The organism is Gilliamella sp. B3022 (assembly GCF_028751545.1).
Classification (GTDB): domain Bacteria; phylum Pseudomonadota; class Gammaproteobacteria; order Enterobacterales; family Orbaceae; genus Gilliamella.
The window spans coordinates 1,755,894-1,776,254 of record NZ_CP071867.1; the positions used below are offsets into that span (position 1 = coordinate 1,755,894).

The window sequence follows — 20,361 nt, forward strand, 5'->3', positions numbered from 1 at the left end:
AAAAGGAAAATAGTATGGAATTATTTAATTTTATTGTTACGCAAATTACTGAATTAACGGATTTTGATCCAGAAATGATTACTAGAGATACACTTTTAACAGAGTTAGACCTTGTGAGTTTAGATTATGTATCAATTGAAGTTGCACTAAAGAAAAAATATGGTGTGTCCGTTAATATGGCCGAATTAGGACAAAAACAAATCAGTACAGTTGGTGAATTTATTGACTACTTGTCACAATCTTTATAATTTTAAGGAACTAACATGGAGAATAAAAATTCTAAACAACGTGTAGTTGTTACCGGTTATGGGGCTGTTACTTCCTTAGGCCAAAATGTAGCTCAAATTTGGGATGCTATCATAGATTATAAAATTGGATACTCTAAATATGAATATGAAGATAAATCTATTACAGCCAAGTTTTTCGGTAAAATTCCATTTGAATTAGATTTATCTCCATTTTCCAAAAAAGTTTTAAAAAATGCACCGCGTTTTTGTCGTTTAGGTCTGATTGCTGCTGATGAAGCGTTGAAAATGGCTTTTGGGAACGATTTAAGTGAACTGGACAAGCATTATTCACCTTTTAAACGCGGTGTCATTTTTGGAACGGGTTGGGGCGGTTCTGATGAACTGGCTTCGAATTGCCTTTCTTATAATTCAGAAGGTTTTGCTTCACCGCTAACTAATATCCAATCGATGCATAATGTTGGTTCTGCAATGATATCAATGAACTGGAATTTACGTGGTTATCAAAATACTCCAGTTTCAGCCTGTGCCACAGGAGGTATTGCAATTGGTGATGCAGTAGAAATAATTAGAAGTGGGCGAGCAGATATGATAATAGCTGGAGGTGGGGAAAGTTTAAATAATGCTCTAAATGTCTGGAGCATTGATATTCTCAATGCCTTAAGTAAAGAACAGGAAAATCGTGAAAATGCCTGTTGCCCATTTGATAAAAAGCGAAACGGTTTTGTATTATCCGAAGGAGCAGCCATACTTTGCCTGGAAAAATATGAAACAGCGTTAGCAAGAGGGGCAGTCATTTTAGCTGAAGTCACCGGCTATGGTAATTGCTCAGATGCTTATGATGTAACAACTCCAGCTCCTGATTGTGGTGGTCGATATCATGCTGTAAAAAATGCGCTAAAACAAGCTGATATAGAGTTAGTTGATTATATAAATGCACATGGTACTTCAACGCAATTAAATGATCTCAATGAAACAAATATGTTAAAGAGTGTCTTTGGTGAAAAAGCGTATTCAGTGCCAATATCAAGTACTAAATCTTATACTGGTCACCTTATCGCTGCGGCAGGTGCGTTAGAGTCAATCCTAAGTATAAAATCAATTGAAACTAATATGATTCCAGCGACTATTAATCTAAATAATCCGGACCCAGATTGTGATTTGGATTATGTACCGAACAAACATCGTCAGGTAAAAAGTATTCAATCTGTTTTAAATGTCAATTATGGATTCGGAGGTTCAAACAGTGCTTTGATTTTTGAAAGGTATAACAATGAAATTTAAATTTAACAAAAATTCCCTAAAGGAATGGGCTAATTTTTCAAGTGATTATAACCCAATTCATTTTGAAGAACTAAAAGCAAGACAAATAGGATTAGACAATCTAGCTGTTCATGGCATGCTTGCTATGCTTCCTCTGAAACAGCACACAACATCTTTATTTATGAAGCAGCAACAAGAAGGGTACGTTTGGTATTCTTCTTTGCGAGCTCCTTTGGATGTTGATAAAGAGTATCAACTTTCATTAAAAAATACGGACAGTAAGCTCTCATTTGCATTACAAGATATAAATTTAACAAAAAAATATTTTATTGGTCGTGTTCAAAAAAATAGGTTTGAAAAAACGATGCAAAATTATGATTTTTCAGAGACTCAAAAATTTAATATTTCGTTTGCATTAATGAAGCAAAAGCTACAAGAATTTCAAACAATTTTTCCTCGTATTTCTTTATTATGGATATACTTTGATGCACTTATTTTTTCTCTTTTTATATCCAAACATGCAACTCCTTTATGTACCGGAAAATTTAAAAGCTTTATGGAAGGGCAAGAACAGTTTATTGGTGATAAAGTTATGTTTTTACACACAAATCATCAGGTTTTTGTAAGTCCGCATATAAGCCATCAAAATTTAGAAAAGTTGCCCGAAACTGTGGAGTATGACGTGATAATCAATGAAACAACATTTCATGAAGAATCATTATTAATTAGCTTTGTTATCCCTGTTTGGATTATGAATGAAATATCGTTAATTATAACAATGAATATTATGGGCATAAAAACGAATAGTTAAATTAAAATAGAGAGATTAAATATGGAAAATTCTAATAAATGGGTTTTTATTTCGGGTGGTTCTAGAGGCATTGGTGCTGAAATTGTATCTGAACTGGCTGAATCTGGATATAACGTTGTATTCACTTATAAAAATAGTAGGGAAAATGCAATTGCATTATGTGATTCTTTAATTTCACAAGGAAAGCAATGCACGGCTTTTCAATGCGATGTTTCGATACAGGAAGAAGTGAATGAATTAGCAGATAAATGTATTTCATTATTTGGTGCTCCTTATGCAATAATTAACAATGCAGGTATAGTGAAAGATAGTTTGTTTATAAATATGGATCAAAAAGCATGGTTAGAAGTAATGAATAATAATGTTTTATCTAGTTATTTGATAAATAATGCTTTTTTACCTCATATGATTAGTCAAGGAAATGGTTGTATTCTCTTTATTAGTTCAGTAACGGCTTTTAAAGGAAATATTGGCCAAGTAAATTATGCAGCTTCAAAAGCTGCAATGATTGGTATGACTCATTCTTTAGCTGTTGAATTAGGACGTTTCAATATTAGGGTTAATGCAATAGCGCCAGGTTTAATTGAAACGGATATGAGTAAAGCATTGCCAAATAGTGCATACAATAAAATGCTCAAACAAATTCCGTTAGCTCGGGTAGGTTCCACTAAAGAAGTAGCAATGTCAGCAAGTTTTTTACTGGGCCCAGGTGGCAGTTATATTACAGGTCAAACTTTAATTATTGATGGTGGAATGTCCGCATAATTATAAGGACATTTTATCAAATTATCAAAAAGAATGACTTTGATTAAGAATGTAGAAGGGAGGATCTAATGATAAAAAAAATTGATGACCAATCGTCTAATAAGACGTCCAGACGAAAGAAAAAGTTGATAATTTTATCAATAATTTTCTTAAGTATTGGGCTAGGATATTATATCTTTTGGAGTCTATTTTATCAATTTGTTCAATCTACAGACAATGCGTATGTCATGGGAAATCAAATTCCCATTCACGCACAAATAAGTGGAGGTATATCTTCCATTTATGTTGACGATAATGATTTGGTAATGGAAAAAGATGTTATTGCTCAATTAGAATCAATTGATGCTGAAAATAATTTTGGTTATGCAAAAAATGAATTGGCAAAAGTAATAAGAGAAACTCAACAAATAAAATTAACTACGGAAAAACTATTATCCAGTATTCAGTTAAAACAAGTGACATTAGATAGATTAGAAAAAGATTTAGTACGAAGAGAAAATCTTTGGTCACGTCATGTTATTTCACAAGAAGAAATAGATCATGCTAGGCAAGATGTCTCACTAGCTTTAAATGACTTGAATATTTCCAAGCAAGAATTAAAAATTAATAATGCTTTATTAATGCAAAATTCATTATTAGAACATCCAAATATTCAAAAAGCTATTTTTAAACTTAAGGAAGCATGGCTTAACTTAAAACGAATAAAAATTGTTTCTCCTGTAACAGGGTATGTATCAAAACGTCAGGTCCAAATTGGAGCACAGGTAAATAAAGGGGAGCGATTATTTGTTATTGTTCCTCTTGATCAAGTCTGGGTAGAAGCTAACTTTAAGGAAGTTCAATTAAAACGTATTCGAATAGGTCAAAAAGTCACATTAACAAGTGATTATTATGGAAGTGATATTAAATTTGATGGAATCATTTCTGGTATTGCTATGGGAACAGGCAGTGTCTTTTCATTATTACCTGCACAAAATGCAACAGGAAATTGGATTAAGGTAATTCAACGTTTACCGGTTCGCATCGAATTAAATAAAGAACAGATTAAAAAGCACCCATTACGGTTAGGATTATCTATGGAAGTGAAAGTTGATACCAGTGATATCAGTGGAAAATTACTTACAGATGTTTCACCTAAAGAAGTTAAGTATCAAACAGATGTACTTTCTTATGATTCTGAAGAATTTGAACAGTTGATACGAGAAATCATGCAAACTAACTTAATATTATCTAACCAGTGAGATATGATATGTCACAATTACCTCTATCAGGAATGAAATTAATAGGGTTTATTGTTGTTCTGGCAACAGTGGCTTTTTTACAAATTTTAGACTTGACTATAGCCAATGTAGCCCTTTCCACTGTCGCAGGAAACTTAGGTGCATCAACTAGTCAAGCAACATGGGTAATTACATCATTTGCTGTTGCTAATGCTATTTCAATTCCTTTATCTGGTTGGCTAGCTAAGCGTTTTGGAGAAGTAAAATTATTTTCGTTTTCAATTTTATTCTTTATTATAGCTTCTTGGCTATGTGGCATTTCGAATAGTCTTGAAACGTTAATCATTTCACGAATATTTCAAGGTGCCGTTTCTGGACCTATTGTCCCTCTTTCACAAAGTATTTTATTAGCTAATTCTCCAAATTCAAAAAAAAATATGTCATTAGCAATATGGTCAATGACAATTATTATTGCTCCTGTGTGTGGACCTATTTTAGGTGGATGGATAAGTGATAATTTTTATTGGGGCTGGATTTTTTTACTAAATGTCCCTATTGGTTTGATAGCCTGGATAAGCATTAAAATAATATTAAAAGGAAGAGAAACAGAGTATAAAAAATCCCAAATTGATACTATCGGGCTTGTTTTATTAGTAGTAGGTATTGGGAGCTTACAGCTTGTTCTTGATAGAGGTAAAGAACTTGATTGGTTTGATTCATCTGAAATTGTTCTCTTTTCTGTAATAGCTTTCACCACAATTTCTTTTTTTATTCTATGGGAAATAACATCAGATAACCCTATTGTTGATTTAACTCTATTTAAGTCAAGAAATTTTACAGTAGGAACAATTTGCATCAGTCTAGCATTTTTATTGCACATTGGAACATTGGTGATACAGCCTCAACTTCTACAAAGAGTTTTCAGTTATACTGCGACGTGGGCGGGACTGGCCCTAGCTCCTATCGGCTTAATTCCTATACTTCTCTCTCCAATAATAGGTCATTTTGTTCCTTCTATCGATATGAGAAAATTTGTAACCGTGAGCTTTGTTGTTTTTGCTTGTTGCTTTTTTTGGCGAGCTTATTCGTTTGAGCCGAACATGAGTTTTTCAAGTTTTGCATGGCCTCAATTTGTTCAAGGATTCGCAATAGCATGTTTTGTTATGCCTCTAAATATAATTATTCTAACAGATATACCGCCTCATAAATTGGCAGCAGCAGGAAGTTTATTCAATTTTTTTAGAACGCTTGCTACTTCTGTAGGTACTTCTTTAACAAACTCAATATGGGAGCAGCGCGAAGCAATTCATCATAGCCAATTGACTGATCTAATCTATCAAAATACGTATGCTCTAGATTACACATATCAACAATTGCAACAACAAGGTTTGTCTGAAAATCAGGTCTCAGCAAAGTTAGCGCAAAGCATCACTAATCAGGGGCTATTAATTGCATCAAACGAAATTTTTTGGTTATATGGAATTATTTTTTTACTATTAATCATAGTTATTTGGTTTGCAAAATCAACCATTACCTCTAAGAACAGTAGTGGAGTAGATTAATGATCATTTAAACAAATATATATGGTATGACAAGAGGTATAAGATTTTGAGCTATAGAAATCAATATACAAAACGTTATTAATCAGTGTATCAACTTATAGTGTGCTTATTCTTTTTTCTGTGTTTGCATCAACACAGAAAATATTTTCATATGAAATAGGCATTTTAATATAACTAAGGCATCATAAAATTGCTTTAACACAAAACGCCAAAGTGACGTAGTAAATTATATCTATCGTCATGTTTTTATGTGGAATAAATTTTTAAGATTGTTCGGTTTACATTCTTTTCTTTTGGTAGACATTACTTTATCTATATCAACTTCATTGCTTGGCTATTATTTATATATTTTATAATAGTCTCCGATACAATATGATTGGTATAAAATATTGAGTTAGTAATATTTTTAGGTCATGCATTGGTCCCATTATCATTTATTATCTTCATAATATTTTCCATTAAGCAAACACTTCTCTTAAGTTTTGGCAGGATATATTCGACTAACCTTAAATTCAATATTTACTTAGTAAAGAAATCGTTAAGGTTTTTTTGGTGGTACAGGTAAATGAACAAGGCATTTATACTGACTTTTCAATTGAAAAATGACAAAAAGATTGAGAAATTTTATGTGATTTTTTAATGAAATTTATAGTTGTAGGATGAAAGCAGCTAAAAAGATATTTCTGTAGTTCTTTCTTAACTTTATGAATTATTTATGTTACCCTGATTGTGAAAATTTGAGGTGTTTACTATAACCTAAATTTAAAAATATTTAGTAATAATCATTTAATGAAATAACCAAAGGTAATATATCATGTCAAACAATGATTCATTAGTTAAAGTATATAATCAAAATTTTTCAACATTACATTTTCTTTACAATATAACAACAGATTGGCATCGTCATCCTTGTATTCAATTGACTATATCATTGCATAATGTCTTTTTAGAGTTAGAAACATCGGATACAAAACAAAATGTATTTGGATTTATTATTCAAGCGAATATTCGTCATAAATTAAATGCATCAAATATATGCTGTATTAATTTATTAATAGAACCGGAAGAGCCTCTTTATCATTTATTATACCATTTTACCGAAGCTAATCCTGTTTATTTTCTAAGTAGTAGCGAAGCTTTAAAATTAGCTTATTACTTAATTAAATCAATCACACTTAATCAAAATTTTGATATAGGACATATTTGTAAGTTATTGTGTGAAGATTCACCAAATTGTGAGTGTGATACAGATAACAGAATTAATAAAGCGGTTTCAATCATTTCATCATTGCCCGTAAAACAAATATCTTCACGGGAAGTAGCTGATCAAATATTTCTTTCCGAAAGCCGTTTCCTTCATCTATTTCGTGCTAAATTAGGTGTTAATTTTAGAGGTTATCTTTTATGGAAAAAATTACAGGGTGTAATGAATACTATTGATTCTCCAACCACTTTGACAACATTAGCGAGTAATATGGGGTTTTCTGATTCTGCTCATCTCAGTAGAACATGCTTATCCAGTTTTGGTTTAAGACCTTCCGATCTTAAAAGAGCCTTAATCATTGATAACAAATATGAAATGTGTGGAAAACATTACTGTTTGTACAGTGTATTCCAAGCATTACATACTTAAAAATTATTTGTTTAAGGAGATCTTTCCCAATTGCATATCCATAGCCAATCTGTTGCCAGTGTTTGAAAACTGTTTCATATCATTAAATAAGTGACAAGATAAAAACTCCTCTCTTACTTCACGTCCACAACTCTCCTTAAATATCTCTTAAGTTTTTCATCACGACTTGGCAACTGAGTACAACTTTTTTAGTCCTAGACTTAATAACTAAAGCTGATTCTTTTTTTGGTGGTCTTGCAGAAATGCAATATCCTAATAATAAAAAAATGACAATGTTCAGCAAAGCGGCAGCGATATCCCAAGCGATTATTAACACCTATCAATCTCCAACAGCAGCTTATGCATCGATGGCTGGTATTGCTTATGTTGGTCCTGCATTTGGCGCGGCGGCAGCGGCTGCGATTGCCGCAGGTATAGCAAATGTTCAACAAATTAGATCGCAATAAGTAGGATTTATGAATGGGGGATATACAGGCAATATAGGGATAAGCGAGATTGCAGGAGTAGTACATGGCAGGGAATTTGTTATGGATGCTGCCTCAACATCAAGAATTGGTGTAGGTTCTCTACAACTATTGCAGCGCGGCGATGCAACCATTCAGCAACCAAGTTATTCCCCAGCCTCACAACAAACTGAAGTTATTAACTCTCAGCCTGTGATCAATATTGCTCTAGTTGATAGTGATGAAAAAGCACGTGAATGGTTATCAGGTCGTGGCGGTGAACAGATAGTGCTTAATCAATTGAGGAATAACAGAGAGGAAGTAAGTAGTATAGTTCGAGGAGCTGCCTAATAAAGTTAATTGGTAACTGCTGTTTTTTATCCGTAGATCCGTAAAACCCCTCCCTTAGGGAGGGGGGATGTCAATCTAGTTCAGGTTCTAGTTTGTCAATAATAATATCATTTTTAAAAGTTACTGCTATATTCCTACTTTGTGGAAATTCGCCTCTAAATTTGCCTATATAGAACATTTTATATCCTGTATATGCTCCGTAACCATTTTTAGCATTTACACCAACTGGGACTATATAAAAATAGTCGTTGCTTAATTTGTTAAATGCTCTGACTGGTTTGTACATTTTATAATGAGCTGAATATGGGTCTTTTAACTGTGATGATATAAACTCAATTGCAACATCACGATAATTGCTTGGTAAAGCGTCATAATTATATGAATCAGCTACAGATAAATCTAAATCATATTTTTTTTGAGGGATTGAGCACCCAGTTAAAACAAACGCAAAAGCCAAAATGGCAATTATTCCTTTCATCTTCCTATCACCCCTTATATTGTAAATTATGAAAAAAATATTAATAGAGCAGCCATTATCTGATTATAGCGAAACTTACGCATGGTTAACCGATGTTATTGAATCGCTAAATGGAAAAGAAAACAGGCTACAAATCAGGATTTTACCAAGAGTTACAGCTGATATAAAGTTATATATCAACCAGAATAGGCACCTTGAGTATTTTAACAACTTAAAACATGGTGTTGATGATGTATGACAGATCCCTAATTTTGTTGGTGCTGTCTACCTTGGTGCGATTAATGAAGGTGACAGAATTGAAAAAATATATTTATATCAATCAGCATGCGAACAATTACTTATTTATCAAAACGGTAGATTAAATGAATTGGTGACATGGCATACGGATGTTGATAATAGCATTATTTTAAATTCAATAATAAATTATCGCCAAACAATTTTACTTTTGTTTTTAATGATGACAATGATGGCAATGATGATGGAATTGCATCGAAAACAAGTGAAGTAAAGTACAGATATAGCGAAGCTTACGCGGTAAAATTAAATGATGTTTATATTTCAAATGTTAAACTACACACTGCGGGTTATGGCTGTAATCTCTCTTACCAAGCCGAGTATATCGATGAAATAGATTATCAGCCCGATGACGTAAAAACATATATTGGATATGAAGTTATTCATAATAATTACACAACAAGAGAAATAAGCTCCAACCAAGATATCGACCTAATCGATTATGAAACTGGTGTAATCACATGGCTTAAAAAATGGGACAAGACTACGTCAGCGCGTAGCCTTGTTTTCTATCTTGAAAATCTTTCACAGATCACCGCGTTTAAAAAATTAATTTACTGTCTGTGCGGAAGATTTAAACCTTTTTGGTTATGCGATGAAACCAGTGCTTTAATCGTATCTTTCAACCGAGAAAATGTTATTTATTGTAAATATAATAACCATATCCAAATAAGCCATTCAGCCATCGAACACCTTGCAATATTTTTAGACGATAAGGTTATTTATACAAAAATAGTCGGTCATAAAATTAATGACAGGAATATTGAATTAACCTTAAAAGAGCCAATTATTGGTCGGGTCAAGAAGATTGCTTACTTAATTAAATATCGTCTAGATGCTGATTCAATCACTATTGAATATAGCACAAATCAAAAAGCAACATCTGAAATACCGATTGTAGAGGTTTTTAATGATTAATTTATTTAAACAGACAGAACTTTATGTTTTTAGTAATGGATCAAATATTATTCGTTATACTAGCGGAATGAAACCCGTAGAAATTAACGGGTTAATATTTACGAGAGAAAGCATAAAAAGAACAGCAATAAAAAGAGATTCAACGTTATCTAAAAATAACGTTGAAATCAGTGTACCAATTAGTAACAAACTGGCACAAGATTGGATCAATCCTGACATAACAAAGTATCTTCTTATTGATATATTTGTAAATAACGATAATTCTTTACAACTGTCGTGGTCAGGACGGTTAACTAAAACTAAAATATCAAAAAAAGAAATGACGTTTACTTTTGAATTATTTATTACCCGAAGCGGTAACACTGCTGTCAATGAACGTGTACAACATACATGCCGATATCAATTGTATGGGAAAAAATGCGGATTAAATAAAAAATATTTTGCAATTTCTGGAGAAATAACTGGGATGGAAAAAAATACACTCATTGTGAATTTTGAATCTTCTATTCCTGATAATTATTTAGCAAGCGGTATTGTTGATTTTGAAGGTATTGAACAAACTTATATTATTGCTAATACTGATAAATCTATCACAATGATAAGAGAAAATAAACACATAAAAAACGCATTAAAAGACGGATCAGTAAAGGCTACTTTTTATAAGGGTTGTGATAGAACAACTAATGCATGTAAATCGTTCAAAATATACAATGAAAAAGGATCGCTTATTCTTAATGGTAATCTAATCAACTATGGTGGTTTTCCTTACCTCCCCCTTGAATCGCCAACTAAAACATCAATAGGTTAATTATGTTTGCAATTATTGGTATAGCTGTTTCGATTATAGCCGCGATAGCAGGTGTTTTATTGGCTGCAAGAGTAAAAGCAAGTAACAAAATGACTGCGGATGATATTAATACGGGGACATCCAAAGAGGGCACTGAAATTCCTGTTGTTTTTGGTACTGTTAAAGTGAATAAACTCATTTATGTCTGGTATGGAAATCAAAGCACGGTGAGAATTGAATAATAATGGCTGTTATGATCAGGGTCAAAATTCATATTTAATAATGATATTAGAGAGGTCTATTCTCGCCTTTTGTATATTCATGTCAGACGATGAAATATCCAATATACATAGTAATGGCAGTAAACGTGTTAAGCAAATAATTGCGAGAACAGGTAAATTTAGCGATATAAATAGCATTGATATTTATTGCGTATCACTTAGCAACAAAATTGGAAATTTGTCTCCTTTCGACAATACGCCTGAAGATACTATACCCATATCAATTGGATTAAATGACATGCAAAAAATATTCATATTGGTTTACGGTAAAATAGAACATGATAGGAATCTAGCTTACACACTTCGAAAGTTTGTGTTAAATAAAAATTGCAGGTATGAAATCAGGTATGTCAGAAATGTAATTAATGAACAAAATTTTAAACAGGTGGTAGATAGACTATATTCTGAATTGTTCGAACTTAGTTATTATTGGACTTCTCAAAGCAAGATTTATGAGTTGAGATCAAATATTGAAGAGTTCGCTGATTGTGTTTTACATCAGAATGCAGTAACAAATAAGTTTGAAATTAAACTTTCTCAATAAAATTATAAATCCATTAGCCTTAATGGAGTTTGATAAAATCACCATTCACGATTTATAGCCAGTGAAAAAATAAGATATGGACATTTTTACAAACGTAAATTGAGCCATTATTAGGGATTATTATTAGGTAACTTGTTGTTAATGTCGTTTATTGTGATTAGTTGAAATTACATATTGTTTTTGAAGGAAATAATTAAGTTATGATTAGAATAAATAATGCTGTATATTTGAAATTAATACTAAGTGATATTATTTTATAACAAGATGATATTTTAATTTTTGAATTGTAACTAATCGCTTCCTATTTAGGAAAGATGGCGGAAGCGCAGAGATTCGAACTCTGGGAGGGTCGCCCCTCGCCGGTTTTCAAGACCGGTGCTTTCAACCGCTCAGCCACACTTCCGCAATGGCTGTGCATATTAAAGTAGACTTACTCATTTGTAAATAGGTATTTTGATTTTTTTAATCGTTTGCTTTAAATTTCATCAAATTTAGTGGTAATTAGTGTAAATATGGTGCTTTTACTATCAAAATAGTGTTGGAATTTATTTTAACAGGTATAATATGGCGCAAATAAAAATGCGTGTTTACAAAAATGTTAGAGCAAATACAAACTGATGATAATGGTTATTTAAAAAATTGGCAGGATTGGACTGCTGATTTGGTTCCTTTGTTGGCAGAAAAGGAGTCTATCGAATTAACAGATGCACATTGGGAAGTGATTTTATTTGTCCGTGATTTTTATTTAGAGTATAAAACATCGCCAGCGATTAGAGCATTAGTAAGAGCGATGGAAAAAAAATTTGGTATTGAAAAGGGTAATAGTCGTTATTTATATAAGTTATTCCCAGAGGGTCCTGCTAAACAAGCTACTAAACTTGCAGGCTTACCAAAACCCGTTAAATGTATCTAAATAAGCGAATAGATTAATTTCATGATTAGATGGAAATTGCCTTTAATACTACTTATTGTACTTGGTTATTTGCAATACTCGCTATGGTATGGCAAAAACAACGTTTATGATTACCAAGATAATCTACAAGTGTTGGCTGATCTTCATGACCAAAACGCACAATTAAAAGATCGTAATGAACAAATGTTTGCCGAAATTAATAATTTGCAACGCAGTTCTGAAGCGATAGAAGAGCGTGCGCGTAGCCATTTAGGTATGGTAAAGCCAAATGAATATTTCTATCGGATTATTATTGATCCCAACCCGCAATCTCGATAAGGCGTAACGTGAATAATACCAGTAATATTGTCGCAATTGTTCCAGCAGCTGGCATTGGTTGTCGTATGAACAACCAAATACCAAAACAATATTTGAAAATTGACTCAATGACAGTCATTGAGCATACTTTGAATAAACTGTTATCACATCCTAAAATAAGACAGGTTATTGTCGTTATTAACCGCGAAGATGTAATATTTAAAACACTTGCAGTTGCAATGCATGATAAAATAAAAGTTACTATAGGCGGTAAAACTCGTGCTGAGTCAGTATTGGCAGGTTTGCATTTAATAAATGATAATCAATGGGCGCTCGTTCATGATGCAGCAAGACCTTGTGTTTGTCATGATGATATAACACAATTAATGGATATAGTACTTAATACACAAAAAGGCGGTATTTTAGCTACTCGAGTCAGTGATACCATAAAACGTTCTTATCAAAATAATGACAATATTATTGAATGTTCAGAAGATAGGAATTATTTATGGGCGGCAGCAACTCCACAATTATTTAAAGCAGATGAGCTAAAATCATGTTTGCAGCGGGCTTTAGATAATCATATGACTATTACTGATGAAGCTTCTGCTATTGAATATTGTGGCGGGCATCCATTATTAGTTGAATGTCGTCGCGATAACATTAAAATTACTCGACCTGAGGACTTGGCGTTGGCCACTTTTTATTTAACTACATAAATCACAAATAGGTAGAACTATGCGAATAGGTCATGGATTTGATGTTCATAAATTTGGCGGAGAAGGTCCCATTACGCTTGGAGGTGTGAAAATTCCTTATCAATATGGTCTGGTTGCTCACTCTGATGGTGATGTGGTACTGCATGCAATAACGGATGCGTTAATTGGTGCATTAGCAATGGGTGATATTGGTAAACTTTTTCCTGATAACGATCCTCAGTACAAGGGAATTGATAGCCGAATATTATTAAGAAAAGTTTATCACATTATCCAAAACAAAGGTTTTGAACTTGTCAATTTAGATACGACGATCATTGCCCAGGAACCTAAAATGCGTGGTCATGTCGATCAGATGCGAATTAACATTGCTGAAGATCTTAATGTTCATTTTGATCAAATTAGTGTCAAAGCAACCACTACAGAACAATTAGGTTTTACCGGACGTAAAGAAGGTATAGCCTGTGAAGCAGTCGTATTATTAACGAAAATAGCTGAAGTCAATTAAATTAAAAGATAGGTAACATTCGTGTTAACAGAACTGAATTATTTTTATGGAAAACCTACAATAACAGGACAATATAAACAAAATTATGATGATTTTATTGTCACTGAAGATCTTGGATTTGAGTTAACTGGTGATGGTGAACACGTCTTGGTTTATCTTCAAAAACGTGATTGTAATACTTTATTTGTTGCTGAACAGTTAGCTAAATATGTTGGTATTCCTGCTAAATTAGTCAGTTATGCAGGATTAAAAGATCGTCAAGCGGTAACTCGTCAGTGGTTTAGTTTACACATGCCAGGTCAAGTAACGCCTGATTTTTCGGCTTTTAATTTAGACGGATGTGAGATTTTAAAGATTACACGGCATAATAAAAAATTAAAAATAGGTTCTTTAAAAGGTAACTATTTTGATATCACGTTAAAAATGCTAAGTGATAAATCTGAGCTTGAAACCAAATTACCGTTAATCAAACAAAATGGTGTGCCAAATTATTTTGGCGAACAGCGTTTTGGTCGCGAACAAAATAATATTACTCAAGCCATCAAATGGGCGAATGGCGAAATTTCCGTTAAAGACCGTAAAAAACGCAGTTTTTACCTTTCAGCAGCACGAAGTGTGATTTTTAATGAAATGGTCAGTCAGCGAATTGAAAAAAAATTGCATAAAACTGTGCTTGATGGGGATATATTACAACTTGCAGGGCGCGGTAGTTGGTTTGTTGCAAAAACAGATGAACTAGATTTATTACAACATCGTTTGGAAAATCGTGAAATCACTATTACTGCACCAATGTTGGGCGATTCGCCACTAGGAACAATGTCTCAAGCACTTGAATTTGAGCAAATTTGTTTACAAAAGTGGTCAAGTTTTCATGATTTATTTAAAAAAGAGCGTCTTGAAACGGCAAGGCGCTCAATAGTTGTATATCCTTTAGAACTTAGCTGGCAATGGCTGGATGATAATAGCCTTAGTATGAGTTTTTATTTACCGTCAGGATGTTACGCCACAAGTGTTATACGCGAATTGATAATAGGAAATAAGTAAATAAATATGCAAAGTTTAAAAATGCAGTCTTTAATTAAATTATTGCGTCAGCAGGGAATCAAAGATGAACGTGTTTTAACCGCTTTTGCCTCTATACCTCGAGAACACTTTATAGACGAGGCATTATCCCATCAGGCTTATGATAATTGTTCTCTACCAATAGGTAGTGGACAAACCATTTCACAACCTTATATAGTTGCAAAGATGACTGAGTTATTACATTTAGAACCTAATTCTAAAGTGCTTGAAATTGGTACTGGATCTGGCTATCAAACGGCAATTTTGGCCAAATTAGTCAACCACGTTTGTTCGGTTGAAAGAATTAAAAGTTTACAGTGGAATACTAAACGTCGTTTAAAGCAGTTGGACATTCATAATATTTCTACTCGACATGGAAATGGTTGGTTAGGTTGGTCTGAACGTGGTCCTTTTGATGGTATTATTGTCACTGCTGCTGCAACACAAGTACCACAAAGTCTTTTAGAGCAGTTAGCGAATAATGGGCGCTTAGTCATTCCTGTTGGTGATGAAGACAATCAGGTGCTTCAATTAATAAAACGTAGTGGTGAAAATTTTATTGTGAAAAATGTAGAGGAGGTTAAATTTGTTCCGCTCGTTAAAGGTGATATTGAATAATAAAGCTCTTTATAAACGGATAACTTTGTTTAGTCATTAATACTCAAGATTGAATATTCATATTTTCCTGCTTGATCCTTTATTGTAGGCCATTTTTCGCTCCTTTAATAATGCGAACGACTTTTTGTCAATTAGATTTTGCTAATTTTTCTTTAAGTATTATCGTGTTATATCCATTCATGCTTAACCTTTATCGTAATTATTATAAAAGTAATAAATAATTGATTAAAAATTTTTATTTAAAATGGATAATTCATTAAAATTATTAGTTTTTTTAAATATCAGCAAATAGATATGAAATCATCCATGCTGCTTACATGGATGACTGTTTTATTGAAATTTATGCATTACCTAAAGTTTTATTACAAACAGTTTTATTGTTTTTGTTCAGAACTTCTCCACTCACAAATGCCATAAATTGCATTAAATAGATAAATTAAATATTGTGCAGCAATAACAATGTTATTCGTATAAAGGTTGAGACCAATAACCAATATATTTAATATCACCCAGAAATACCAATTAAACGAATAGCGCATCATCAATAATAACTGAGCAACAATCCCTAGTCCAAAGATAAAACAGTTAGTAATAAGCTGATAACTACTATTATTGACTTCAAGGGATTCGGTGATATAAACATTTAAAAATACTGCGACAATGAGTACGATGAAGGTCCATAAAAAATTACTTTCGTTTAAGATTCGGGATTTCACATTTTTATTATTATCTTGATTTTTTTGCCAATTAAGTAAGCCATAAATGTGTGAACCAAAATAGCAAATACTTGGTAAACCAGCACCAATATTACCGTTAAGAAAGTTGGCAAAGCATTCGGCAATATTGGCTAACATACCCATCACATTCCCGATATTTTTGCGTTTAGCCAATAATATTACGCAGATCAATCCACAAAAAGCTCCAATATAGGAAATGGTGTAACGAAGATTAAATTGACTAAATGGATCGGTGTATAAAAAGGCTAGCGTTACACAAAATATGCAAAAAAGCGGATAAAATTTATTTCGTCCAATAACTATTATAAATTGTTTTAATTTATTCATAATTAATACTCTTCATTGTTGATAAGCTGATTAACTAAATCAATACAGCATAGATAACGTTCTTCATAATTAGGTGAATCTATTTGTATAAATTTTATGTTATTTTTTTCTAAAATAGAGATAAGTAACTGTTGAAAATCTTTACGTTGTTTAGGGCTGCCTAAATGACGTAAGCCGTCTGCAACCCATGGCGTATTGTTGCCAAGTAGAATAACCAGATCAAAACGGTAATTGTTAATCATTGCCTGTAAGAATGGGTGTTCTTTACCTTCATATTTTTTACAAAAAGCTTGAGTTGTAACAAAATCAGTATCAATAAATGAAACTTTATTGGCATGTTTGATTGCAAAATCGATATATTGTGCATGTCCTAGCGCAATTTTATCATAATCTGCATATTGTAATGCGCGTTCATCCCCACCTAACTGGGAAAAAACGTAATCTCGACCATATTCCCAAGCACTGGTAGTATTAAATACATTGGCTAATTTATTGACTAATGTTGATTTACCACTTGATTCTCCACCTAAAATTGCCACAGTCCTAACAAAAAATGGTCTAACTTCTGTTGGAATGTACTGCCAATTTTTGAGAGGTGCTTTACGAATTTGAGTACCACTAACTTGTATAAATTCTCTCTTAGGATCAATAAGAACCGTATTTAAATTAAATAACTTTTTATACATGGAAACGTCTTGAGGTTCACTTGAATAAACGCAATCAGGATTAATTCCTTTTGCTTTAAACAGCTTTTTGACGCGCTCACTCCATTGTAACCAACCATTTGGATAGGGAGGGATGCCATCTTCTTCCAATAATTCAATGTGAATGTTTTTTTGATATTTAAAGGTTTGTAAAAGCCAACGGATTCGATCATTAATTGTTGGTTGCCGAGACATGGCACTTTCTTGAAATAGGGCCATATCACGCTTTACATCAGAACAAAGAATGACATATAACTCATCGACTTGGCTAATTGCGAGTTGAATCAGGTGAATATGTCCAGTATGTAATGGATAAAATTTACCAAAAATCACACCCACTTTTTTATCTCTGGTTGGTTGTTCAATTTGCAAATATTGGTGAAGTGATTGTAATTTTTGCGCACTCGGATTTTTGATTTTATCGTTAATGAGTTGGCTTAAATAACCTTTAGTCATTTGACAAGCATCGGCTACAGTTTGCAATGATAAACTCTTTCGTTTGATTGCTTTTTTTAAATAACTGAAGTTACTCATGGCTTCTCCTTATACTTTGTTTTTTATTTTTAACAAAATATACATTTTTTTATATTAATGTTCAATATATAAAACGAAATTAATTATTTGTAGAAATCTGGATCAAATTTTATGGGAATTTAAACAGAAATAGTTAATAATCTTCTAGCGCAGTCCTTATAGATAGAAATATGCTATATCCCTATTTCTATCCATAAATGCATGGGAATAATAAAAATATAAAACTGTTCAAAAAGAACAATGTGAAAATTTAAAAAAGAAGTGAAATTGGAAATCAATGCCTTTAGGTTAATTGTATATGACCGGATCCTAATCATTATCTATAAAACAGTAACTCTTAATGAAATTAAGTAATTTCTACAAATTATAGGTTTAATCACCTAAAATTTTGGTTTAAATCTAAATGAAATCAAAAAAAGCACTTTAATATTTAAACTTACTTATCTAAAAGATAAAGTTAACGATATAATGGGATACTAAGTTAGTAACAGAAAAGATCACATGTTAATAGAATGGTTAGCCCAATTTGAACAAAATAACCAAATCAGTTTACTCGATATTCATTTAGCTTTGTTTTTAACCAATAAAGCTGAGCTAAATGATGATATGACAGCTAAACGTTTTGGTTTTTTAGTGCTATCACTTAGTAAAGAAGTGAGGGCTGGTCATGTCTGCCTTGATCTGACATATTTAAATCAACAATCCATTGAACCACAATTATGGCAAGAGTTAGGATCACCCAGTGAACATGTTTGGAAAGCTGTACTTGAACTAGCTAAAAGTAAACACGTTGTAAGCGATGGTACGGACTTATCACCACTTATTTATACCCAAAATAAACTTTATTTTCAGCGTATGTGGTTTGATGAAGCCAATGTGGCGCAATATTTTAATCATACAACACTTGTCGAAGATCCCAATTATCTAGTTGGTTTAAATGTGATTCTTAATCAACTTTTTAGCGATAATAAAGAGCATATCGATTGGCAAAAAGTTGCTGTAGCAGTTGCATTGACCCGTAAAGTAGCCATTATTTCTGGCGGACCAGGTACGGGGAAAACTACAACGGTAGCCAAAATTCTTGCTGCAATTAAGCAAACTGATCCTAAAGCTCGATTAGTTACATCTGCACCCACAGGTAAAGCAGCTTCAAGATTAACCGAATCGTTAAGCCAAGCAATTGAACAACTTTCCTTATCATCTTTAAATATTAATACCGAATCGCTAACCTTGCACCGCTTGCTGGGTGCCAAAGAAGATAATCGCTCATTTACGTATGATAAAAATAACCCACTTAATTTGGATGTATTAGTGATAGACGAAGCATCAATGGTGGACTTAAATATGATGGCGAGAGTGATAGATGCGTTGCCACCCTCAGCTCGCTTAATTTTACTTGGCGATAAAGATCAACTTTCATCCGTTGAAGCCGGCGCTGTATTTGGTGATCTTTGTGCATTTATTACTAATGGATACAGCATTATACGATCTAAAGAGTTGAGTTTATTGACGGGTTTTAATATACCGAGTTCAGAGCAAACAGTAAACATTACTGACAGTATTTGTTTATTACAAAAAAGTTATCGATTTGATGAATCATCGGGTATTGGTTTGCTTGCTAATGCTGTGAAAGATGGTGAATCCAGCGTTGTTCGAGAATTGCTAAATGATAGTTTATTGAGTGATATTAAGTACCAGGAACTTTCATCTCAGCAAGCTTATCAAGCTCTTTTACAGGATAGTGTGAATCAATATCAACATTATTTAAATATGATAAATGAAAATAGCGTTGATGATATTGCGACGATTTTACATAAATTTTCTCAATATCGGCTACTATGCGCAATACGAGAAGGCAAGTTTGGTGTCAGAGGTTTAAATAAGCAAATTGAGTCTTTATTGTCCCAAAAAAAATTCATTCATCTAAAGAATAATGAAGCCTGGTACGTAGGTCGTCCGATTATGATTTTACGCAATAGTATTTCGTTAGGACTTTATAATGGTGATATTGGAATTACATTAAGAGCAGAACATGACCGTTCAAAATTGCGGGTCTATTTTCCCTTTTCTGATGGCTCAATTAAAGGATTTTCTCCTTTTAGATTACCAGAGCATGAAACCGCATATGCAATGACGATCCATAAATCACAAGGATCGGAATTTGATCATGTTAATATTATTTTGCCAATGGATCACTCACCATTACTTAACCGTTCATTACTTTATACTGCCATTACTCGTGCTAAAAAAACAGTTTCTATTTATGCAACAGAAGACATTATTCAACAAGCAATAAAATCTCAAACACAAAGACATAGTGGTTTAGTTAATTTATTATTGAATAATTGAT

The 20,361-nt window shown here is 32.7% G+C and carries 22 protein-coding genes and 1 tRNA gene; 19 read left to right on the forward strand and 4 right to left on the reverse strand.

Translation table 11 applies throughout. The annotated features are described in order from the left end of the window. The first annotated feature begins 14 nt into the window (after positions 1-14). The 9 genes from J4T76_RS07905 (at position 15) to J4T76_RS07945 (ending at position 8,293) form a co-directional block, all read left to right on the forward strand. Positions 15-248 carry an acyl carrier protein gene (locus J4T76_RS07905; protein ID WP_267339761.1) on the forward strand — a complete coding sequence of 78 codons (234 nt, stop codon included), beginning with the start codon at positions 15-17 and terminating at the stop codon, positions 246-248. Positions 249-263: 15 nt separating this feature from the next. Further along, a complete protein-coding gene (locus J4T76_RS07910; protein WP_267339759.1) occupies positions 264-1,529 on the forward strand; it encodes a beta-ketoacyl-[acyl-carrier-protein] synthase family protein in 1,266 nt (421 codons plus the stop codon). Beyond that, positions 1,519-2,319, forward strand: a complete 801-nt coding sequence (locus J4T76_RS07915; protein ID WP_267345298.1) for a MaoC/PaaZ C-terminal domain-containing protein — start codon at positions 1,519-1,521, stop codon at positions 2,317-2,319. Before J4T76_RS07910 ends, J4T76_RS07915 begins: the two co-directional genes overlap by 11 nt. Positions 2,320-2,340: 21 nt before the next feature. Continuing rightward, the gene (locus J4T76_RS07920; protein WP_267339756.1) at positions 2,341-3,084 is read left to right on the forward strand and encodes a 3-oxoacyl-ACP reductase family protein; all 744 of its coding nucleotides are present in this window, start codon (positions 2,341-2,343) and stop codon (positions 3,082-3,084) included. A 227-nt stretch (positions 3,085-3,311) separates the two neighbouring features. After that, complete coding sequence (locus tag J4T76_RS07925; RefSeq protein WP_443135220.1) at positions 3,312-4,325, forward strand: HlyD family secretion protein; 1,014 nt, start codon at positions 3,312-3,314, stop codon at positions 4,323-4,325. An 8-nt stretch (positions 4,326-4,333) separates the two neighbouring features. Continuing rightward, complete coding sequence (locus J4T76_RS07930) at positions 4,334-5,866, forward strand: DHA2 family efflux MFS transporter permease subunit (RefSeq protein WP_267339754.1); 1,533 nt, start codon at positions 4,334-4,336, stop codon at positions 5,864-5,866. Between the two features lie 814 nt (positions 5,867-6,680). After that, positions 6,681-7,499: a helix-turn-helix domain-containing protein gene (locus J4T76_RS07935; RefSeq protein WP_267339752.1), complete on the forward strand. Its 819-nt coding sequence runs from the start codon at positions 6,681-6,683 to the stop codon at positions 7,497-7,499. A 242-nt stretch (positions 7,500-7,741) separates the two neighbouring features. Further along, the gene (locus tag J4T76_RS07940) at positions 7,742-7,945 is read left to right on the forward strand and encodes a hypothetical protein (RefSeq protein ID WP_267355602.1); all 204 of its coding nucleotides are present in this window, start codon (positions 7,742-7,744) and stop codon (positions 7,943-7,945) included. Positions 7,946-7,954: 9 nt separating this feature from the next. After that, positions 7,955-8,293 carry a hypothetical protein gene (locus tag J4T76_RS07945; protein ID WP_267355604.1) on the forward strand — a complete coding sequence of 113 codons (339 nt, stop codon included), beginning with the start codon at positions 7,955-7,957 and terminating at the stop codon, positions 8,291-8,293. A 70-nt stretch (positions 8,294-8,363) separates the two neighbouring features. On the opposite strand, the gene J4T76_RS07950 is transcribed toward J4T76_RS07945, so the two are convergent. Next, positions 8,364-8,771 carry a hypothetical protein gene (locus J4T76_RS07950; protein WP_267346378.1) on the reverse strand — a complete coding sequence of 136 codons (408 nt, stop codon included), beginning with the start codon at positions 8,769-8,771 and terminating at the stop codon, positions 8,364-8,366. Positions 8,772-9,975: 1,204 nt separating this feature from the next. Between J4T76_RS07950 and J4T76_RS07955 the strand changes: the two genes are divergently transcribed. The 3 genes from J4T76_RS07955 (at position 9,976) to J4T76_RS07965 (ending at position 11,595) form a co-directional block, all read left to right on the forward strand. After that, the gene (locus tag J4T76_RS07955) at positions 9,976-10,791 is read left to right on the forward strand and encodes a baseplate hub domain-containing protein (RefSeq protein ID WP_267355606.1); all 816 of its coding nucleotides are present in this window, start codon (positions 9,976-9,978) and stop codon (positions 10,789-10,791) included. A 2-nt stretch (positions 10,792-10,793) separates the two neighbouring features. After that, positions 10,794-11,012 carry a hypothetical protein gene (locus J4T76_RS07960; protein WP_267355608.1) on the forward strand — a complete coding sequence of 73 codons (219 nt, stop codon included), beginning with the start codon at positions 10,794-10,796 and terminating at the stop codon, positions 11,010-11,012. A 79-nt stretch (positions 11,013-11,091) separates the two neighbouring features. Continuing rightward, entirely contained in the window at positions 11,092-11,595 is a 504-nt protein-coding gene (locus tag J4T76_RS07965; protein ID WP_267340672.1) for a hypothetical protein, read from the forward strand. Between the two features lie 315 nt (positions 11,596-11,910). On the opposite strand, the gene J4T76_RS07970 is transcribed toward J4T76_RS07965, so the two are convergent. Beyond that, positions 11,911-11,998 (reverse strand) — tRNA-Ser (locus J4T76_RS07970). Positions 11,999-12,190: 192 nt separating this feature from the next. Here J4T76_RS07970 and J4T76_RS07975 point away from each other — a divergent pair. From J4T76_RS07975 to J4T76_RS08000, 6 genes are read left to right on the forward strand one after another with little or no spacing between them, the layout of a single operon-like run. Beyond that, positions 12,191-12,508, forward strand: coding sequence for a TusE/DsrC/DsvC family sulfur relay protein (locus J4T76_RS07975; protein WP_267340671.1), 318 nt, complete (start codon positions 12,191-12,193; stop codon positions 12,506-12,508). Between the two features lie 21 nt (positions 12,509-12,529). Further along, positions 12,530-12,826, forward strand: a complete 297-nt coding sequence (gene ftsB / locus J4T76_RS07980; RefSeq protein ID WP_267340670.1) for a cell division protein FtsB — start codon at positions 12,530-12,532, stop codon at positions 12,824-12,826. After that, a complete protein-coding gene (gene ispD, locus J4T76_RS07985) occupies positions 12,823-13,524 on the forward strand; it encodes a 2-C-methyl-D-erythritol 4-phosphate cytidylyltransferase (RefSeq protein ID WP_416380280.1) in 702 nt (233 codons plus the stop codon). The genes ftsB and ispD overlap by 4 nt, the downstream gene beginning before the upstream one ends. A 19-nt stretch (positions 13,525-13,543) precedes the next feature. Next, the gene (gene ispF, locus J4T76_RS07990; RefSeq protein WP_267340667.1) at positions 13,544-14,029 is read left to right on the forward strand and encodes a 2-C-methyl-D-erythritol 2,4-cyclodiphosphate synthase; all 486 of its coding nucleotides are present in this window, start codon (positions 13,544-13,546) and stop codon (positions 14,027-14,029) included. A gap of 21 nt (positions 14,030-14,050) precedes the next feature. Next, complete coding sequence (truD, locus tag J4T76_RS07995) at positions 14,051-15,073, forward strand: tRNA pseudouridine(13) synthase TruD (protein WP_267340665.1); 1,023 nt, start codon at positions 14,051-14,053, stop codon at positions 15,071-15,073. Between the two features lie 6 nt (positions 15,074-15,079). Further along, positions 15,080-15,709, forward strand: a complete 630-nt coding sequence (locus J4T76_RS08000) for a protein-L-isoaspartate(D-aspartate) O-methyltransferase (protein WP_267345531.1) — start codon at positions 15,080-15,082, stop codon at positions 15,707-15,709. A 374-nt stretch (positions 15,710-16,083) separates the two neighbouring features. On the opposite strand, the gene pnuC is transcribed toward J4T76_RS08000, so the two are convergent. Continuing rightward, complete coding sequence (gene pnuC / locus J4T76_RS08005; protein ID WP_267345532.1) at positions 16,084-16,773, reverse strand: nicotinamide riboside transporter PnuC; 690 nt, start codon at positions 16,771-16,773, stop codon at positions 16,084-16,086. Between the two features lie 2 nt (positions 16,774-16,775). Continuing rightward, a complete protein-coding gene (nadR, locus tag J4T76_RS08010; RefSeq protein WP_267340662.1) occupies positions 16,776-18,011 on the reverse strand; it encodes a multifunctional transcriptional regulator/nicotinamide-nucleotide adenylyltransferase/ribosylnicotinamide kinase NadR in 1,236 nt (411 codons plus the stop codon). Positions 18,012-18,512: 501 nt separating this feature from the next. On the opposite strand from nadR, the gene recD reads away from it, so the two are divergent. Further along, positions 18,513-20,360 carry an exodeoxyribonuclease V subunit alpha gene (gene recD, locus J4T76_RS08015; protein WP_267345533.1) on the forward strand — a complete coding sequence of 616 codons (1,848 nt, stop codon included), beginning with the start codon at positions 18,513-18,515 and terminating at the stop codon, positions 20,358-20,360. Position 20,361 lies beyond the last annotated feature (1 nt).

Bases quoted from the DNA above. Each gene is read 5' to 3' on its own strand.
- J4T76_RS07905 (WP_267339761.1), top strand. From the start codon at position 15: ATGGAATTATTTAATTTTATTGTTACGCAAATTACTGAATTAACGGAT.
- J4T76_RS07910 (WP_267339759.1), top strand. From the start codon at position 264: ATGGAGAATAAAAATTCTAAACAACGTGTAGTTGTTACCGGTTATGGG.
- J4T76_RS07915 (WP_267345298.1), top strand. From the start codon at position 1,519: ATGAAATTTAAATTTAACAAAAATTCCCTAAAGGAATGGGCTAATTTT.
- J4T76_RS07920 (WP_267339756.1), top strand. From the start codon at position 2,341: ATGGAAAATTCTAATAAATGGGTTTTTATTTCGGGTGGTTCTAGAGGC.
- J4T76_RS07925 (WP_443135220.1), top strand. From the start codon at position 3,312: ATGGGAAATCAAATTCCCATTCACGCACAAATAAGTGGAGGTATATCT.
- J4T76_RS07930 (WP_267339754.1), top strand. From the start codon at position 4,334: ATGTCACAATTACCTCTATCAGGAATGAAATTAATAGGGTTTATTGTT.
- J4T76_RS07935 (WP_267339752.1), top strand. From the start codon at position 6,681: ATGTCAAACAATGATTCATTAGTTAAAGTATATAATCAAAATTTTTCA.
- J4T76_RS07940 (WP_267355602.1), top strand. From the start codon at position 7,742: ATGCAATATCCTAATAATAAAAAAATGACAATGTTCAGCAAAGCGGCA.
- J4T76_RS07945 (WP_267355604.1), top strand. From the start codon at position 7,955: ATGAATGGGGGATATACAGGCAATATAGGGATAAGCGAGATTGCAGGA.
- J4T76_RS07950 (WP_267346378.1), bottom strand. From the start codon at position 8,771: ATGAAAGGAATAATTGCCATTTTGGCTTTTGCGTTTGTTTTAACTGGG.
- J4T76_RS07955 (WP_267355606.1), top strand. From the start codon at position 9,976: ATGATTAATTTATTTAAACAGACAGAACTTTATGTTTTTAGTAATGGA.
- J4T76_RS07960 (WP_267355608.1), top strand. From the start codon at position 10,794: ATGTTTGCAATTATTGGTATAGCTGTTTCGATTATAGCCGCGATAGCA.
- J4T76_RS07965 (WP_267340672.1), top strand. From the start codon at position 11,092: ATGTCAGACGATGAAATATCCAATATACATAGTAATGGCAGTAAACGT.
- J4T76_RS07975 (WP_267340671.1), top strand. From the start codon at position 12,191: ATGTTAGAGCAAATACAAACTGATGATAATGGTTATTTAAAAAATTGG.
- ftsB (WP_267340670.1), top strand. From the start codon at position 12,530: ATGATTAGATGGAAATTGCCTTTAATACTACTTATTGTACTTGGTTAT.
- ispF (WP_267340667.1), top strand. From the start codon at position 13,544: ATGCGAATAGGTCATGGATTTGATGTTCATAAATTTGGCGGAGAAGGT.
- J4T76_RS08000 (WP_267345531.1), top strand. From the start codon at position 15,080: ATGCAAAGTTTAAAAATGCAGTCTTTAATTAAATTATTGCGTCAGCAG.
- pnuC (WP_267345532.1), bottom strand. From the start codon at position 16,773: ATGAATAAATTAAAACAATTTATAATAGTTATTGGACGAAATAAATTT.
- nadR (WP_267340662.1), bottom strand. From the start codon at position 18,011: ATGAGTAACTTCAGTTATTTAAAAAAAGCAATCAAACGAAAGAGTTTA.
- recD (WP_267345533.1), top strand. From the start codon at position 18,513: ATGTTAATAGAATGGTTAGCCCAATTTGAACAAAATAACCAAATCAGT.